The organism is Paenibacillus apii (genome assembly GCF_011043685.1).
GTDB lineage: Bacteria > Bacillota > Bacilli > Paenibacillales > Paenibacillaceae > Paenibacillus_AQ > Paenibacillus_AQ sabinae.
In genome coordinates this window covers 386,378-403,795 of record NZ_JAAKGU010000002.1, presented here as the reverse complement: position 1 = coordinate 403,795, position 17,418 = coordinate 386,378, and the positions used below count along the sequence as shown (strand labels likewise).

General features: G+C 50.0%; 12 protein-coding genes. All 12 read right to left on the bottom strand.

Translation table 11 applies throughout. From position 1 onward, the window contains the following. Positions 1–37: 37 nt before the first annotated feature. The 12 genes from G5B47_RS07725 to G5B47_RS07670 all read right to left on the bottom strand — a co-directional run bounded on the left by G5B47_RS07725 (position 38) and on the right by G5B47_RS07670 (position 17,318). A complete protein-coding gene (locus G5B47_RS07725; RefSeq protein ID WP_165096340.1) occupies positions 38–2,755 on the bottom strand; it encodes a Rossmann-fold NAD(P)-binding domain-containing protein in 2,718 nt (905 codons plus the stop codon). Positions 2,756–3,182: 427 nt separating this feature from the next. Continuing rightward, positions 3,183–3,524, bottom strand: a complete 342-nt coding sequence (locus tag G5B47_RS07720; protein ID WP_025336813.1) for a hypothetical protein — start codon at positions 3,522–3,524, stop codon at positions 3,183–3,185. Positions 3,525–3,696: 172 nt separating this feature from the next. Continuing rightward, positions 3,697–7,302: an S-layer homology domain-containing protein gene (locus G5B47_RS26005; RefSeq protein WP_165096337.1), complete on the bottom strand. Its 3,606-nt coding sequence runs from the start codon at positions 7,300–7,302 to the stop codon at positions 3,697–3,699. Positions 7,303–7,497: 195 nt separating this feature from the next. Beyond that, on the bottom strand, positions 7,498–8,625 hold the full coding sequence (locus tag G5B47_RS07710; protein WP_165096334.1) for a glycosyltransferase family 4 protein: 1,128 nt from the start codon (positions 8,623–8,625) through the stop codon (positions 7,498–7,500). 122 nt (positions 8,626–8,747) lie between these two features. After that, a complete protein-coding gene (locus tag G5B47_RS07705) occupies positions 8,748–9,440 on the bottom strand; it encodes a WecB/TagA/CpsF family glycosyltransferase (RefSeq protein ID WP_165096702.1) in 693 nt (230 codons plus the stop codon). A gap of 63 nt (positions 9,441–9,503) precedes the next feature. Continuing rightward, a complete protein-coding gene (csaB, locus tag G5B47_RS07700; RefSeq protein ID WP_165096332.1) occupies positions 9,504–10,673 on the bottom strand; it encodes a polysaccharide pyruvyl transferase CsaB in 1,170 nt (389 codons plus the stop codon). Further along, entirely contained in the window at positions 10,649–12,715 is a 2,067-nt protein-coding gene (locus G5B47_RS07695; RefSeq protein ID WP_165096699.1) for a DUF5693 family protein, read from the bottom strand. Before G5B47_RS07695 ends, csaB begins: the two co-directional genes overlap by 25 nt. A 183-nt stretch (positions 12,716–12,898) precedes the next feature. Further along, on the bottom strand, positions 12,899–14,623 hold the full coding sequence (locus tag G5B47_RS07690; RefSeq protein WP_165096329.1) for a phospho-sugar mutase: 1,725 nt from the start codon (positions 14,621–14,623) through the stop codon (positions 12,899–12,901). Between the two features lie 27 nt (positions 14,624–14,650). Continuing rightward, on the bottom strand, positions 14,651–15,073 hold the full coding sequence (gene fabZ / locus G5B47_RS07685; RefSeq protein WP_025336820.1) for a 3-hydroxyacyl-ACP dehydratase FabZ: 423 nt from the start codon (positions 15,071–15,073) through the stop codon (positions 14,651–14,653). A gap of 285 nt (positions 15,074–15,358) precedes the next feature. Then, a complete protein-coding gene (locus tag G5B47_RS07680) occupies positions 15,359–15,574 on the bottom strand; it encodes a DNA-directed RNA polymerase subunit beta (RefSeq protein WP_235957112.1) in 216 nt (71 codons plus the stop codon). A gap of 32 nt (positions 15,575–15,606) precedes the next feature. Further along, positions 15,607–16,428 carry a flagellar hook-basal body protein gene (locus G5B47_RS07675; protein WP_165096324.1) on the bottom strand — a complete coding sequence of 274 codons (822 nt, stop codon included), beginning with the start codon at positions 16,426–16,428 and terminating at the stop codon, positions 15,607–15,609. A 14-nt stretch (positions 16,429–16,442) separates the two neighbouring features. After that, on the bottom strand, positions 16,443–17,318 hold the full coding sequence (locus G5B47_RS07670; RefSeq protein WP_165096322.1) for a flagellar hook-basal body protein: 876 nt from the start codon (positions 17,316–17,318) through the stop codon (positions 16,443–16,445). Positions 17,319–17,418 lie beyond the last annotated feature (100 nt).

The following is a 17,418-nucleotide window of genomic DNA, read 5'->3' as shown; positions in this document are numbered from 1 at the left end:
TCCGAAGAGGCTATTCTTGCTTCGGCTAGGAAGCTAATTATTTACCAGAAACTTGAGTTCCAGTAACGATTTTATTTCCTGTAGCGTCAGCTGCATCAGCACCAGAAGCAACAGTTACAGAAATCGAGGAAGCATTGTTCAGGTTAGTTCCGCTAAACTGAACATAGTATTTACCTTTGTCATTACCAGCCGTTTGTTTAACAAACGAACTTGGTGTAACAATGGTATCATCGATTTTGAAGACAAGGTCTTCTTTCTCAATATTCACCAGATCTTCGGAGAAGCTTACAACCAGAGTTGTGTTATCTCCGGAAGAGATTGTAGCGCCAGTCAGAGTTGGTTTCACTCCGTCTTTCAGAAGAACATTTTCAAATTTAGGAGTGATAACATTGCCGGCTGTATCAGCGATACCGTTAATTACAAATGTAGCTGTTTTGGTTTCACTTACGCCAGTTGCCGGAATATTAACCGTTACATTGATAGGATCAGTTGCCTTCTTGGAGCTGGTGTAATCCGTAGTAACGTAAGAACCAGCTGGCAGTGCCTTACCGTCAAAGGTGTAGTTGTTGATATCACGAACAGTAGTCAGATTAATACCGTTATCGTCAGATACGCTGAAAGATACTGTTTGATCATCAACGTTAGAAGGAACGGCCGTCACAGTAGCAGATACAGTTGGTTTAGTTGTGTCTGTTGTAGAATCTGCAGTGACAGTTACCGGAATAATTGAAGCGACAATGCTGTTAGCTGCTCCGGCAGTATCCTTAACGAAAGCGGCCGGTACACGAAGCGTATAGCTTCCAGCTGCCAAGGTATACTTGTAAGTCAATGTTGTTCCGCCATCGGACAGACTGTAAGTATTGCCAGTTACAGTTGTTCTAGCGCCAGTTGCATCGTTAATCAGCACCAGATCACCAGAACCATAAACTACTTTCTCCGAGAACTTAATAGCAAGACCAGATTTGGAGTACGTAGCGCTAGTAACTGTAGGAGCTGCAGTATCCTTCGTGAAAGTCACTGCTTGAGTAACCACAGAAGCCAATGCGTTCTCCAGAGTATCTTTGATGCTTGTAGGGAACAGGATTGTTCCGGTCCATGTTCCGCTCGAACCAAAGGTTACCTTACCTGCAGGCGCAGTCAGTGTGTAAGTTTTAGCATCGCTGCCTTTCTCAACTGTAAAGAACCCTTGGTTTTCTCCGTTTGCATTCAACAGACGGACTGCATTGTCGAGAGCACCACTCTTAATGTTCTTGGTGAACACAACTTTAACGGTTTGTTCGCCAGTAACAGTCAGGCTAGAGATTGCAGGTGCAACCACATCGGAAGTTACGGCAACCGTAGATTTGAATGGATTTGGCGTAATGAAGTTACCCGCAAAGTCAGATACGTTAAGCAGGGATACTTCATAGGATTTACCAGCTTCCAGCGTTCCAGCTGTCAGTTTCAGCTCGTCAAGCGGAGCGTAAGTATCACGGGTAACGGATGCAGCAACACCGTTAACATAAGCAATTACACCTGTCGATTTAACCGGCTCGCTGAATTTAACTGTAACATCTTTAGTTGTAGTTTTAGCTACAGAAGTAGCGGATACGAGCGAAGGAGCCGTCTTATCATCAACCGGCAGCAGAGTCGTGTAGTTTGGAATTTCTTCGCCAGCAGTAGTCTTGATTGCTTTGGAAGTAGTAACTGTGTATTGACCTTTCAGGTACTGGTTAGCAGCGAAAGTAATCACAGCTTCTGTTCCTTCATTAGTCAGAGCCACGTCTGCAGTGTTAGGAGTAACGGCTTCAGCTCCGTTCAGGTTAACAATGCTTACAACGCCGTCAACGAGCGAAGTTACACCATAAACCGTTTCGGAAATTGTGCTGGAATCAATTGCGCGATTGAACTTCACAACCAGTTGCTTGCTGTTCGGAGCAGTTACGGAAACTACCTTCGGAGCAGCCAGCGTTACTTTAGCTGTGTAGTCGTGGTCGTTGTATTTGAAGTTGATTGTTGTTTCAACACCTGCAACCAGAGGAGTTGTCAGGGTAACTGTAGTTGTTGCTTTATCGGAGAAAGTCACCAGCACGCTAGTTGGGCTCAGTGCTTCTGCAGATGCCACTACAGGAACAGCGGACAGTGTGCTTACTGCATAAGCTGTTTCAACTACCAAAGAACGAGTTGCAGTGCCTTTGAAGTTGGTGCTTGCAGTGATCAGGCCTTTGTTGATTAAGGCTTGTGCGTAACCTTTAGCCCATGCGGATGCGTTGTTGTCGGTAGTAGTAGGAGCTTCCAGTTTCAGAGCGCGGAACAGTACTGTTGCCACTTCTTCAACTGTTACTTTACCTTTGTAGTCGAAGATACCTTTTACAGTATCTTTACCTTGCATCAGGTTAGCTGCAGTAACAGCTTCGATGTAAGGAACTGCCCAGTTCTTCGCGTTGTAACCTTTGTCTTTGTAAGACAGTTTATTTTTCACTTCAGTCAGGTTAAACAGTTTGGTTACGATCTTCGCGAACTCTGCGCGAGTCAGATCTTTTTCCAGATGAGCTTGGCCGTCCGGGTATCCGTTCAGGATGCCTTTCGCTGCCAGAGCGTCGAATTTTTGTTGCGGAGTTGTTGCTGTTTCACCAAATGCTACAGAGGCAAACATCGAGAATGCCATTGCTGTAGACAATGCTACGGACAAAATTTTCTTCATAACCTTTTTTTCTCCTCCTTGAACATTCATGAACTGAGAATCTTGTTTAGTTGGGTAGCTCATGTCACTCATTAGCCGATGCACCCCCTTTCCCGAGTTGAGCAAGTTAAGTATAAATGATGTCTGTGACGGGTATCACAGAAACTGGTAAATAAATTCAAGGCAAAATAATACTAGATTCCTAAATCTACCTTAGTATTATACAATGTGCCTTAAGTCACGTAAAGCTAATTTTTCCAAGTGGTCAGCTAGCTTTACAGCCATTCAACTAATGATCCGCTGTTGTAATGACTCTACATCTTTAACGCAGGAGTTTCACAAAAGTTGCGGTTCACTCAAAAAAAATCTGAAAATATATTTTTGCGCCGTTTTTCCATTAGATGAATCACTTGTATGTAATACAAACTATTGTTAACTTGGTGAGCTGCGAAAAACAGTATATCACGCTATTTCCACAAAATAAAAAGAGCACCGAATCGGTACCCTTATATTAGCATTGTTATCTGATTTTCATGGAGAGCTGAATCAGTTCCTGCCGCTTCTCAGGGCTGGAGTTCACGTTATTATATAAAGCGTCGATTGCCTCACGATTATCGCGGTAGCTTTTCTCATGCTTGATCGTGGAGTGCGACCAGTCAATCAATGCATTTTCCGCAACCACAAGATCATTGTATGCATCATGAAATCCGGTCGCTTGAACAAGCTCCTCCATAACTTCCTGGGTAATTTCCTGCAGCGCGCGTTTTGCCGCAATTTCCTTTTCCATTACTTTAGCTGTATTCTCAAACTTGTTTTTGGCTTTCATGTAATCAATCTGGGCTTTGGATAAAATCGGTTTCATCTAGCGTTCTCCTTCTTGCTTGAATGTGTACTTTCACCTTCTTACGTCATTGTAACGTAAAGTACGCCACATTTCAAAGAATTGTAATTGGAAACTGCATAACAGAAGCCCCTCTCCCAATGCCGGGGAGCAGAGGCTTCCTTCACTTCATCCTGACTCAAAAATAGGCTGGTTATAATTTCTTCATCTTAATCATCATGCCCTGAGCCATAACCGCCGCGTCGGCCCGGGTGAATTTAGCCTGCGGGTCAAACCGGTAGGTCACCTTCTTGGCGCCGGCAACCAGTTTATTGGGAATGCTGGAAATGACGCCGGCTTTGTACACCGCCAAAATGGACGGCACAGAGTAAGAAGAACTGATGGACCCCGTATCTGTGAACAGCTTTTGCAGGGCGGCCAAATCCTTGTCTACCGTGCCAAGCTTCAGATTCATCGCCCTTGCGATCATCACCGCTGCATCTTCTCTGTTGAGAGTGCTGTTAGGCGAGAATACCCGCGGTGCGGTTCCTTTAATAATGCCTTTGCGGACAGCTGTTTCAATGTAACGGTAATCCCAATGGTAGTCGCTATACTTCACGACATCGGCGAAAGTCAGGTTATTCGGTTCGTAATCCAGTTGAATCCCCATAACCTTGACCAGCATCGTTGCAAATTCGCCGCGGGTCATATTTTCGTAAACGCCAAATTCGCTGGAATCCTTAGCATTCATAATCCCTTTTGCCATCATTGTCTCCAGCTCGTTGCGAGCATAGGCGTGCGACACGATATCATCATAGCTGTACCGAAGACTCATCACCGTATAATAACCGAATCCGTCAAATGTCGCGGTGATCGTCTTGCTGCTCGTATTGATTTTACCTCCCATGTTATACCAGGTGCCGTCGACGTTCTTCCAAACGGATATATTCGAGGTTGCGGCGTTGGCCAGACTTGGATCGTACTTCAGCGTAATGGTTCCCTGCTGGGTCGGCTCGAGCCATTTACCCATATGTCCGAGATAAAATTCATTGCCTGTCTTGTACGGATGAGAGGAAATGACCGTTTCATAATCATTAACCGAATTACTTGCTACAAAATAGCCCGGATCAATCCAATACAAGTTGGAGGCATAACCATAATGCAGCTTCGGAGTCAGATACGTGGTTGCCAATGAATTCGCACTGACTTCTTTCAGCTTGCCATCCTGATAGTTTCCGCTGCTGTCGGTTTCACCAACCGGATTATACTGCTTGACGGTACGTCCATCCTGCTTATCGGCGATACCCAGCAAAATATATTGATTATTAAAAAGGTTGATCTGGCGGGTATTCGTCGTTCCTGGCGTCGGTGTCGCATCCCGCAGCAAGGTTCCCTTCGGAAAGTTAAGCGTAACGGCATTTTGGAATGCGGTCAGCTTGCCTGATGAATTAAGAACCGATTTTAACTGCGACCCCTGGAGAACCTCGTCCGAATAAGTGACGCTGAACGAGCCGTTCGTTTTTTGGGTGCCTGTGTTAATCGTAAACTTAAACGTATTGGGACCTTTTTTCAAATTCTTCATTTCAAGCCGGAAAATATCTTTCTCGCCTTTAACCATAGGGGTCTTGCCGATTACGATGCTATCCGCGCCTTCCGCCTGAATGCTGACATTCAGGAAGTTCTGCTTGATGATGCTTTCGTTCGGCAGCTTGGGCGACAAAATATTGTATGGAGGCATTTCACGCGTAATTTGCAGCGCTTGAGACACGGTCGACGTCTCCACACGTGCGGTTACCACAATGGTGCGCAGACCAGTCTTCGGAAGGCCCTGCCCGCGAAGCGTGAATGTTCCTGCCTGATCCACCGGCACCGAAAGATTTACGGTTGTAGGGGAATAGGTCCATTTGGAGCCATCCCAGTTAGCCACAGCCTTCTGCGTTCCGTCCACCATAATGACAATCTGTGTAGCATTACTGGTCACAAACTGAATATCCGCACTGGTCTGATTGGTCGTGTACGCAAGGTTTGCCGTTTTGACAAACAACTGATCGGGATCAGTGGTCTCGTTGACAGGGAGCGGGATCAGCCCTGCCAGCGAAGGCAGATTGTCCGGGAACAAATACACGGTAACGCTCGTGGAAACCGGAACCCCGTTGGCTACACCGGAAATTGTAATTTTGTTCGGTCCGGTGACAAGCTTATTATTGACTGTGTTAAAGCTGAACGAATTCGTATTGCTGACCATGGACGTTGCCAGGGAATTGTTCGAGCCGTTAATCGAAATCACAGCCGAGCCTATATCTCCGGAAGGGAAATTGACCAAATTACCGGTCACGGCCGTAAATGCATCATTGGTTTTGAACACTTGATTATAATAAAGATTTGTCAATTCGATATAGGGTGCGGATACATAGTTTACTGTATAGGTTTTGGAATCCACAACCGTGCTTCCGCTCTTCAAATCAATATGAAGCGTCTGTTCGCCGGTAGGCAGTCCGGTAATTTCAAACACTCTGTAACCGTCGGCGGTTAGGTAGCTGTTCTTGCTGAATACCGAAGTCGCGACCGGGCTTCCGTTCTTATAAGTGGTAAGTGAAAGACCGTTCACCACTGTATTGGTCGTCTTGTCGGTTTTGACCAGCAGCCAGAGTGGTAGCTGGAACAGATCCGTGTTGCCGCTAAACGAGCCGGAAGACGTATAGGATACGACACCGTTGTTGACACTTGGGCTATATACTTGCTGCACATCCGTAATATACGACGTGGCTGCATTGCGGAAATCAAATTTGACCGGAGTAATGCCCTTGCCGTCATAGCTTCCTGTAAAAATAATCGTATACGCGCCATTCACCGAAAGAGCCGGCACATCTTCAACCGAGGTGTAATTAAAAGTAATAAAACTGCCAGACGACGTAGGTGCAGATACAGTCGCCGATTTGCCGGTTACCAAATCACTTCCGGTTGTCGTATTCCGAATGGAATAAGTTAACGTCGTGAGATTCGTCACGCCTGAAGTGTCAGGAACTTTAAAGGTAATGGAGCCGCTCAGCTTTCCGCTGGCCGATGTAACCACATTACCGGTGTCTACCGCCGTGCTGCCGATCTTCGTGTTATTAGGGGTACCGGAATCAACCGGGGCATAAATCACTTCCCGGGTGACGGAATAGGTACGCGTACCGCTATCTGTTGTTGCCACAAAGTTAAGTTTGTTATATCCCACATTAAGCTGGTAATCGGCAATCACAAATGTGGTGCTGCCGCCATTGTACATTTTGGACGAATTCATCATGACTTCGGAGGCGTTTGGCGCTTGGAGCGTTAATGTCAGCCCGGCATTATTAACGAAGGTTGGAGAACCTTCATTCAGCGGCGTTCCGTCCGGAAGCGCAATATTATAGATGGCAGGCACATTTGAGAAATTGACAAAAGCTTCCCCGCTTGCCACGCTTCCGTCCGAGGTCGTTCCGAAGACCGTTATGCGGTTAAGCCCTTGGCTCAATTTAACGTTGGGGAACGTGAAATATTTCTCATTGGAGATGGTCGGTTTCACATCCGCTCCGCTTGCGCCGGGGACCTCCGTACCATTCACAATACTGTCAACCTTATAATAGATACTGTCCGGGGATACGCCATTGAATGTACCCTCGACATCGACCGTGCTGGTGTTCACACTGGTTGGAGAAGTTTTGCTTGTGCTGAATTTGGTAAAGGTAAAATATTGCCCTGTGGCGGCATACGCCGCTCCCGATGCCGAAAGAGTCGACAGCAGGATTACGGCCGCCATAATGAAACTGCCTATCGACTTGAATCTGTTTTTCACGTATGAAACCTCCTACTGCTATTTTGGTTTGGGTCTAGGACGCAACATCTTCCGTGCTTAATCCATCCTCTTTTATTTTATCGGCTAAGCTCAACCTATTAATTAGCAATTTTAGCAGAACAATAAAAAACCCCATTCAAATGAATGAGGTTTCAGGAGAAATATAAGTCCAATAAAGACGCTTCATTATATATATCAGGATTTCGAGCCTTTCTCTGCGCTTACTTTCAAAAATACCCGGGAAAGGAAACTCAGCAGCGGCTTCTTGGTTTGTCCAACCAAACCGATAATCTCGGCCCCGATCTGTAGGAAGAAGAGCATCACACAGATGACTACAAATGTAACCCAGTTCGCTTCATACATAGCCGATGAGGACTGGATAACAGCCAGGATTCCAAAGAAACCGGCAATACCGTAAATGATGAGCACCGTCTGCCGGTGGCTGAAACCCAGCTCGCGGAGGCAATGATGCAGATGGCCCTTGTCCGGAGCAAAGATCGGCTTCTTCTGGAGCTTGCGGCGCACGATCGCGAAGAACGTGTCCGACAGCGGCACACCAATAATAAGCAGCGGCGTAATAAAGGAAACGACGGCGATCTGTTTGAACCCGAGCAGCGCCAGCATAGCCAGGCAGAACCCGAGGAACAGGGAACCCGTGTCGCCCATAAAGATTTTGGCCGGATGGAAATTGAAGAAGAGAAAGCCCACGACGCTGCCAAGAAGCAGCAGACAGATCATGGCAACCATTATATTACCCATCAAGAAGGCCATTGTTGCAATCGTCGCAATAGCGATACCCGAAACACCTGCGGCCAGCCCGTCCAATCCGTCGATCAAATTAACGGCGTTCGTGACGCCGACAATCCAAAAGATCGTAAGCGGAATAGCGATCCAGCTCTCAAGCGAAGAATAGGTATTGTTAAAAGGAATATTCACAAAGTCCACGGTAATATTAAAGCCGAACACGACGATGCAGGCTGCGGCAATTTGACCGAGCAGCTTCACTTTAGCCGATAACTCAAACTTGTCGTCAAGGCTGCCAAGCAGCACAATAAGACCTCCGCCGCTAAGCAGCGCCTTAATGAAATTAACATCCCGTGTCGAGAAATCGTAAGGAACAAACGGCGATATGGCAAGCAGTCCTAACACAAACGCCAGAAAAATACCCAGGCCTCCAAGGCGCGGCATAATTCTCGTGTGCACTTTGCGGGCATTCGGCACATCCGTGGCGCCAATGGCAAGAGCGAATTTCTTGACAAGCGGCGTCAAGCATAGTGCAAGTCCCATGCATACGATAAATCCGGCGATGTATATGATTAACATTGGTCTAGTCAACCCCCATTTCTCTACCGCATTGAATTATACTCTGTTCCAAAAACAAATTCCAATTCCGTTTTCAGGCGATTTTCGATAAATATTCGTGAAAAATCCGCTTTTTATCCGTATTATGTGACGCTATCTTTTTCCCGCATCACTTTTACTGCGAATTTCGGCAGCGCAAGCATTCTTTTGTAACGGGTCGGCTCTTTGAGAAGGCGGTAAAACCACTCCAGACGAAGTTTTTGGAATACTAGAGGCGCCCGCTTCGTTTTGCCGGAAATAACGTCAAAGCTTCCGCCGACCCCCATCATGACCGGAATGCCCAGCCCCGATTTATGCTTCGCGATCCAGGGCTCCTGGGTATCGGCGCCCCGCGCGACAAACAAAAGATCCGGTTTCGCCTCTACGATCGCCGCGACGACCTCATCATCCTCCGTCGGACCGAAGAATCCGTCGCGAAAACCGGCAATGGTCATCCCCGGATATTGCATTTGTAACCTGCTCGCCGTCTCGCGAATCACTTCGGGGGTCGATCCAAGCAGATAGACTCTCCAGTGATAGTGTTCTCCCTCTTTCATCAATTCATGTAGCAAATCGTAACCGGGCACCCTTTCCTTGACGGGATTGCCGCCGCGTTCGGCCGCCCACACCACTCCCGTGCCGTCGGGAACTACCAGTTCCGCGGAAACCATGATCTCCTTATAAGCCGGATTGTCCAAGGCGGCCATAACCATGATCGGGTTCGCCGTGATCACCTGATGCGGCGTCCTGGACTGAATGGCTTCAATTAAATAGGAGACAGTTTCCTTCATATCCATCTTGGAAACAGGTATACCAAAAATCGTTACCGTAGGCACTGCGCCTGCGTCTTTCACTATAGATCACCCTTTATGGCTTAGATATTCAACAATTCGCCGGGCGGGAGCTTCCGCCTCATGGATTAAAGCGTCAATCGGTATCTCCCGCTGCTCCCGCCAAGCCGCTTCGTCCTTCAGAAGCGTGACAATCTCACCGGCAAGGATTTCACTGTCCAAGGAAGCCGTTGTGCCGACGGGACGGCTGTCGATCCGGCTTAAAAAATGATCGATCTTGGGATCGTACGATATCCCGATCAGCGGCACACGCCGTCCGGCGGCATAAATGAGGCTGTGCAGCCGCATGCCGAGCAGCACGCTGCATGCCCCGACTTCGCGCAGCATAGTCTGCGGATGGTCGGCTTCTTCGCTTAGGCTGATGGCACTGCCGTTTTCAGTGATATTGCCAAGCTTGTCTATACAGTATTTCGACGCCTCCGTATCGGAAGGAAGATGGAACGGCAGAAACCGCAGATGCACCGGAAGGGTGCGGCAGACCTGCCGCAAACCCTCCGCGATGGCATCCAGCTCCCGCCGGTCCTTCTCCCAGTAACGCACGGAGACACCGATGATCGGGAGATCCGGTCTCTCCAAGCCGGTATCGCCGCCGGAATCCGCCACCGGCTGCCCCTTAAGTTCGCGACCGGGAGCCATTTCTTCCGGCAGCGTCAGACCCATGACGGGATCGGGCACCACCTGCACATCGCCCTGCCGAAGGCCCATGGACACGAGCAATTCCCTGGATTGTTCATCACGCACTGACACGTAGGTGCATTTGCGGAATACCGATTTGATCATTGGATGGAACAACTTCCGCTGGACCGGACCGATTCCCTGGGCATAGATAAAGGTCGGTTTGCCCATCCATTGGGCGATCTTGATAACGCCGAGATAGTACGGAATCGACTTGCCGCTTGTCACATCCTGCAGCAAGCTTCCTCCTCCGCTGATCAGACCCGAGCTTTCACCTATAGCCCGGCGAACCTCTGCCAGCTTCATGCGGTGCACCGCCTCGACGCCGTAAGTGGCGGAAGTCCATTCCGGATCGATGGACAGTACAACCGGTTCAATCGATATCCCCGCCGCTTCGGATTGGCGCTTCAAAGCGATCAGGATCGATTGAAGCACCGCTTCATCTCCGCTGTTGCGGAAGCCGTAGTAACCGGAGAGCACTATTTTTTGAGCAGGGGCAGCCATCGTTTCCAACATCCTTCCGCAATTTGCCATACGATTACCGCAATTACGCCTAGAATAAGCCCCAGGCCTAGACCAAGCAGACCGCGGACAAGCGAAATCAGAACAGGCGAATGAATATGCGCGAACGTATCCACCATGGAGAGCTGGCCGATTACAGCAACAATCATAAGATAGGCGGCGTTCCGGTATTTAAGGGTCAGAAAAGAGCCAAGAATAAACAAAGGATGAGCGAGCAAAAACTCCTTACTGCGCGGTCTCACGCCGAAGCTATTTTCCATAAAGTTCCGGAAGGCCAGCTCGTAGGAACTGGCGGTTCCGCTGTTCCCGGTACGGCTTAAATAATACAAGCCTATTATCCCGAGCACCCCAGCGGCAATAACCATCGCCAGCGTGACCGGCGTTCTTAACAGCTTGCCCGTTTTATTCAGGGCGAACTCGCCACGGTACAGGAGCACATAAATGGCCACAAGCCCGATCGGAGCGATATGCAGCAGACTGACTCCTCTGAACTGGTTCAGCACCAGGCTGTAAGTAATATTATTCAGCAGAGCGATAACGAAAGGCACCGCACTGAGTGAGATTACGGCTGTCTTTACGTATAGTACAAGGCTTTGAACCAACCGCCGCTGCGGATTCATGATTCCGTGCACGGACCCGGAATGTCCTCCCCGCTCCGTTGTCGATCCCTGAACGGCCAACTGGGGACCGGATCGGTTGATTTTACGAACGGCCAGCACTGTCGCTATGGTCGGAGCGCTGATGGCAACCGCAAGAGCAAGCGCTTGTTCAAACAGCACAGGTTTCACAAGCAGCAGCCCCGCGCTTCCGACCAATCCGAACACCCAGGCCAAAAGCGTCAGCCACGGGATGAAATAAGAAATCATCAGCGACACCATCGCCACGGCTCCGATAACGGCGACTAGCTTGAAATAGCGTTGGAACGGCGAGTCTACAACCTCGAAAGCGGTAGCTTGTCCCAGTGTAAAACCGTTGGCCTCGATCTTGTCGATCGCTCCGCCCGGCTCGCTCAGACTGGTCACCAAATTGTCCACCGAATCTTCAATCTGCGCCTTGGCGGTATTTCTTGTAGGGGCGGTGTTCAAGTACAACATGCGGATATTGCGGTCCTTGGTCGCGAGCGCAAAACGGTCTGCGATGACATCCGGCTTCAGCGTCGAATCATTCTCGCTCAGTGAATACAGCCGAGTCACATTGTAATCGAGCAGAAAGGCAAGCTTGTTGAACCCTTTCTGCTGCTCTTTGAGATTCTCGATGGTCGCTATGCCGATGCCGTTCTGTTTCAACAGCTCCGCAAAGGAAGCAATGCTCTGCTTGTCCTCATTGTCGTTAAACCCTTTAACCGAATCGCCTTCGAACAGGATTCTCTTGACTCCAAGGCTTTTAAACCGTTCAATCAGGCGATTCATCGCTTCTTCGTTATAAGGAAGGGAGTCCACAAGCCGGGGAACGATATGGAATCCCTTATCATGCAAAGTTAAGAGCGTTGACTCGTCCGGCGCCATCGGTTTCAACAGCGCATCTTCTACCGGAGTTTTAATAATCAAGCCCGGCTGGCCGCGAAAGCTCCAATCCTCCACCGGAGTTCCAAGATTGTCAAACGTATCCCGAATCGTCGGCGCAAGCGCATCGGCGTTGTCTTTGCTTGTAAAAAGCACATACGTATAATTCTCGTTCTCCGGAATGACGCCGTCCGTCAGGTTGGCGATATCTTGCGCACCCCAATACATGACACGGCGGGCTTTGCGGTAATCCTCAAGTGTGCTTTCATATACAGCCATGCTCTGTACGCCGGCTTCTTTAAGCCGGTCCAACTGCCGGGATATGTAGTCCTGAGGGTTGGCCCGATAGCTCGCGGCGTCCACGAGATCCCGATAATCGAATACAATTTCCACCGTCTTGGATGATTTCTCAGTCTGCAAACGGTCATAGACCACCGGCAAAGCTCCAATCAGGCCAATTACAACCACGATCCACAGCCATTTCCGGGAATTCAGGTTCCAACGCTGCCATTTGTGCTGCACCACCAAAAGCTCCTCCTCTTTCTATAAACGAATCTCTTTACAAAAGACAACCCCACAAAGTGAGGACTTGGCTTCGAAGCCTGCTCAGGTACTTTGCGGGGTCCCCGAAAAAAGAAAAGGCTTCGCCCTTCATATAGAAGAGCGGCACCCGTTTCCCGTAAAAGAGATTCAAATGATTCCTTATTATTTACTCAAGCCGTCTACTCGTCCCATGACTTCCCCGGTGAGAGCGGCAACCTTCGATTTGGCATCCTCAAGCGACTCACCGCGCACAGCGAAGTATACTTTAATCTTGGGCTCGGTGCCCGAAGGCCGCAGGCAGAACCAGGAGCCGTCGGCAAGCAGATATTTCAGCACATTCTCCTTCGGAAGTCCATTCAGCCCGAGAGAGTAATCCTGCACCTCGTTTATGCCAATACCCGCGATCTCTGAAGGCGGGTTCTGCCGCCAATCGCTCATGATACCCTGGATTTGGGCTACCCCGTCCTTGCCCTTGAGCGTTCGGGATTCCAGGCTTTCGAGAAAATAGCCGAACTGCTCATAGAGCTCCTGCAGCACGTCGTAAAGGGTCTTACCTTGCGCTTTGTAGTAGGCTCCCGCTTCCGCGATCAGCATGGAGGCCAGAATCGCATCCTTGTCGCGGGCATAGTTTCCTGCAAGATATCCATAGCTTTCCTCATATCCGAACAGATATGTGTATTCACCCGACGTTTCAAACTGCGTCATTTTTTCACCGATGTACTTGAAGCCCGTCAGCGTGTTAAACACCGTTGCTCCATAATGACTGGCGACCGCAGCGCCCATTTCGCTCGTTACGATCGTCTTGACTACCGCGCCATTGCTAGGCAGCTTGCCCAGCTCTTGCAGCCGGCTCAAATAGTAGTGGATCATCAGCGCGCCGGACTGGTTGCCGGACAGAACAACGAATTTCCCTTCCGGGTCGCGCACGACGGCGCCCATCCGGTCCGCGTCCGGGTCAGTCCCGATAAGCAGGTCGGCCCCAAGCTCCTCGCCCAGCTTGATCGCCAGCGTAAAGGCTTCCCGCTCCTCCGGGTTGGGCGATTTCACCGTGGAGAATTCGGAATCCGGCTGTTCCTGCTCCGGCACGATAACCACGTCGGTAAAGCCGATCTTCTTCAGTACACTGCGCACTGGAAGATTGCCTGTTCCATGCAGAGGCGTATATACGATTTTGAATTTGCTTCCCAGACCGCCGGCGATATCCGACTTGCCGACACTGACCGCCGCAACGGTATCGGTGTAGGCTTCGTCTTCTTTCTCGCCCAGCCAATGAAGAAGTCCGGCAGCTTCAGCCTCTTCCTTCACGGCGCGTTTAACAGCGTTAAAGGAATCGACTTGGAATATGTAGGAAATCACCTTCTCGGCTTCATCCGGTACAAGCTGACCACCTTGAGCATTATATACTTTATACCCGTTGTATTCCGGAGGATTATGACTCGCCGTAATGACGACCCCGCCTGTGGCTCCCAGATGGCGCACGCTGAAGGACAGCTGCGGTGTGGAGCGAAGAGAAGGATACAAATAAGCTTCGATTCCGTTGCCTGCCAGAACCAGCGCGGTTTCCAGCGCGAACTCCGGGGAGAAGCGGCGGGAGTCATGAGCAATAACTACAGATGGACGGCCCTCGCCTTTATGCTGCTCCAATATAAAATTGGCGAAACCTTGAGTTGCTCTTGCTATCGTGTAGCGGTTCATCCGGTTGCTTCCTGCGCCGATCACGCCGCGCAAGCCGCCTGTTCCGAATTCCAAATCCCGGTAGAAACGTTCTTCCAGTTCCTGCGGATCATTTTCCAGCGCCCGAAGCTCCTGCTTGGTGGTTTCGTCAATCGATGGATCTTGCAGCCAGCGTTCCAGGATTTCTGCAGCTTTTGGACTCAATTGGGTCATAAAAATCTCTCCTTCTCCAGGTATGATTTAATTCAGCGCAAACATAATTTCGCCTTCGGCCACAACTTTGTCTTCCACTTTGGCAACTGCTTTCCCTTTGCCGATACTTCCTTTAAGACGTGTAATTTCCACTTCGAGCTTCAGGGTATCCCCCGGCACTACCTGTCCGCGGAAACGGAAACCGTCCAATCCCGCCAAAAAGCCGATCTTGCCGCGGTTGGCTTCCACGCCCAGGATCGCTACTGCCCCAACCTGCGCGAGAGCCTCCGTAATCAGTACGCCGGGCATAACGGGGTAGCCTGGAAAGTGCCCTGTAAAAAAGGGCTCGTTCACCGTGACATTTTTAATGCCTACAGCCCGTTTCCCCATTTCAATTTCGATGATTTTGTCCACCAGCAGAAAAGGGGGACGATGGGGGATAATTTCCTGAATTTGGTTGACATCCAACATGTAACCTTGCTCCTTCCGGTTCGAGAGAAGGGCCTTGAAAACAGCCTCTCTTTGATAAAGGCCTCTTATTCCCGCCAGCATGCATAAATAAAGCTCCCTTTGGCAAGAACTATACTTATCCTTCACCGGCTGCAGAAGTGGAGGTTGAGATAAGGGGCTACTCCCGCTGAAAAAGCGGAGAGGGGCCCTTTTTGATCTCCAAAGCCCCCAATCATTATACATTTTCCAGTATAAAAAAGAAAACTCCCTTGTACAAGTGTACAAGAGAGTGCATTGTCCTGGTCTTTACGGAGCAAACACCAAATCATATACGTGCTTCCAGGTGCTCCATTGAAACACATCACTCAATTCCTTATGGCCGAGGACGACGTAACCAGCTGTCAGACCGCCGCCCAGGGATAGCACCAGAAGCAAAGGAATCAGAAACCATTGAATGATTGTCCATTTCGATCGTTTGCGCCTGATCGGCGCATTCTCTTCGGTCTGCTGTTCTTGTTTCAAACGATCCTCTTTCAGACGCCTCATTCCCTCACCTACCCGCGCATATTATTTGCCAGACCAAGCATTTGGTCCCCGGAGGAAAGGGCCTTGGCGGCAAGCTGATACGTGCGCTGAATCTGCAGCATTTCCGTCATTTCTTTGTTCAGATCCACATTGGACTGTTCAATCCAGCCCGACCGAACGGCCACTCCAGCCTGCTCACCGGGTCTTCGTTGTACGAAAGCTTGTCCCGCCGTCACGCCGCCCGCAAGGACAAATCGGCCTCCGTCGACCGCCTCCAGCACCTCGCTATTATTCGGTTCGACCAGCATCAGACGACCTGCTAAAGCCGGCGGGTCATTCTCGTTACGCTTCATCCATACATTGCCTGCCTCGTCAAAGGCCACGCTTGTTCCCGCTTGAACCGTCAGCGGATTCCCCTGGGCATTCAGCACCGGATTGCCCGTATTGTCAACTAGCATCATATTGGCCGGATTGGCGTTATCGGGCGTAAAATGGAAATCCCCCTGACGGGTATACGTCGTTTCGCCGTCCACTTGAACGGCGAACAAGCCGTTTCCTTGAAGCGCCAAGTCGCTCGGATTGCCGGTTTCCTTCAGCGCTCCCTGCTCCCAGCTCGTGGTGATCCGGGGAATCCGCATCCCGAAGCCGAGGTCAAAGCCGAGCGGCATGGTGCGTCCCGCAAGCTCGTACTCCTTCGACTGCTGCTGAACCCGGGTCAGCACATCTTCAAAATTACCTTCCTTACTCTTATAGCCTGCCGTATTGACGTTGGCGATATTATCGGCGATAAGATCGAGCCGCTGCTGAAGGGCGGCCATAGAGACGGCCGCACCGATCGTGGAATTGTTCATCGATCCTTAACCTCCTATACTCTGCCGACATCGTTGACGGCCTTTTGCAGGCTGCTGTCGTAGAACTGGATGACCTTCTGGTTCGCTTCGTATGCCCGGAAAGCCGCGTTCAGATCCACAGCTGCCTGCGTTGCATCAACATTGGAGCCTTCAATGTATCCTTGGCGGACCTGCATATTATCTCCCGCATTCGCATAACGCACTCCCGCAGCTGCAGCATCGGCGACGTGAAAGACACCATTTCCGTCACGCACCAGTTCCTGCGGTCTGGTAACGATACTGATTCCGAGGCGAACGCCGGATGGAGCGCCGGTCGAGGCATCAAGAAGATTGCCTTCCCCGTCTACCTTCAGGTCGCCCTCCGTACCACTCAGTATCACCGGTTGACCATTCGTGCCAAGCACCTTGTACCCGCCGGAACTCAGCAGTTCACCAGCCGGACTTACGGTAAAGCTGCCGTTTCGCGTAAAGAACGTATTTCCATCGTTATCTTGAACCGTAAAAAAAGCCTGCGGCTGGTAAATCGTTTCGCCTTGATTGCTGATATATTTGCCGGAGCCGTCAAAAACGATATTCCCTCCCGTGGCTGGGTCGGTCAGACGCAGATCGGCAGACAGCGCAAAATCCGTGGTCTTGCCGCTCTCGATCAAATCGCCTTGCAGATACTTGGATATGGACTGCTCGGCGAACACGCCCGTGTTCATTCTGCCGATCGGCTTCATCGTTCCGCGCTCCATAGAGGAGATCAGCACTTCCGGGAAGGAATGGCTGACGCTTTCGACCTGCTTGTACCCCGTCGTATTCAGATTGGCTATATTTTGCGTAGCCGTATCGTGTCTGCGCTGCTGTGTCACCATGCCGGCAGCCGCCGTATATAACCCTCTTATCATAAAAGGCGCTTCCCCTTCCTAAGAACCGCAAAAGCCCGAATTCCAACTTATGAACCTATACCTGAACCCTATTCCGTATACACCGATACCTTATATATCG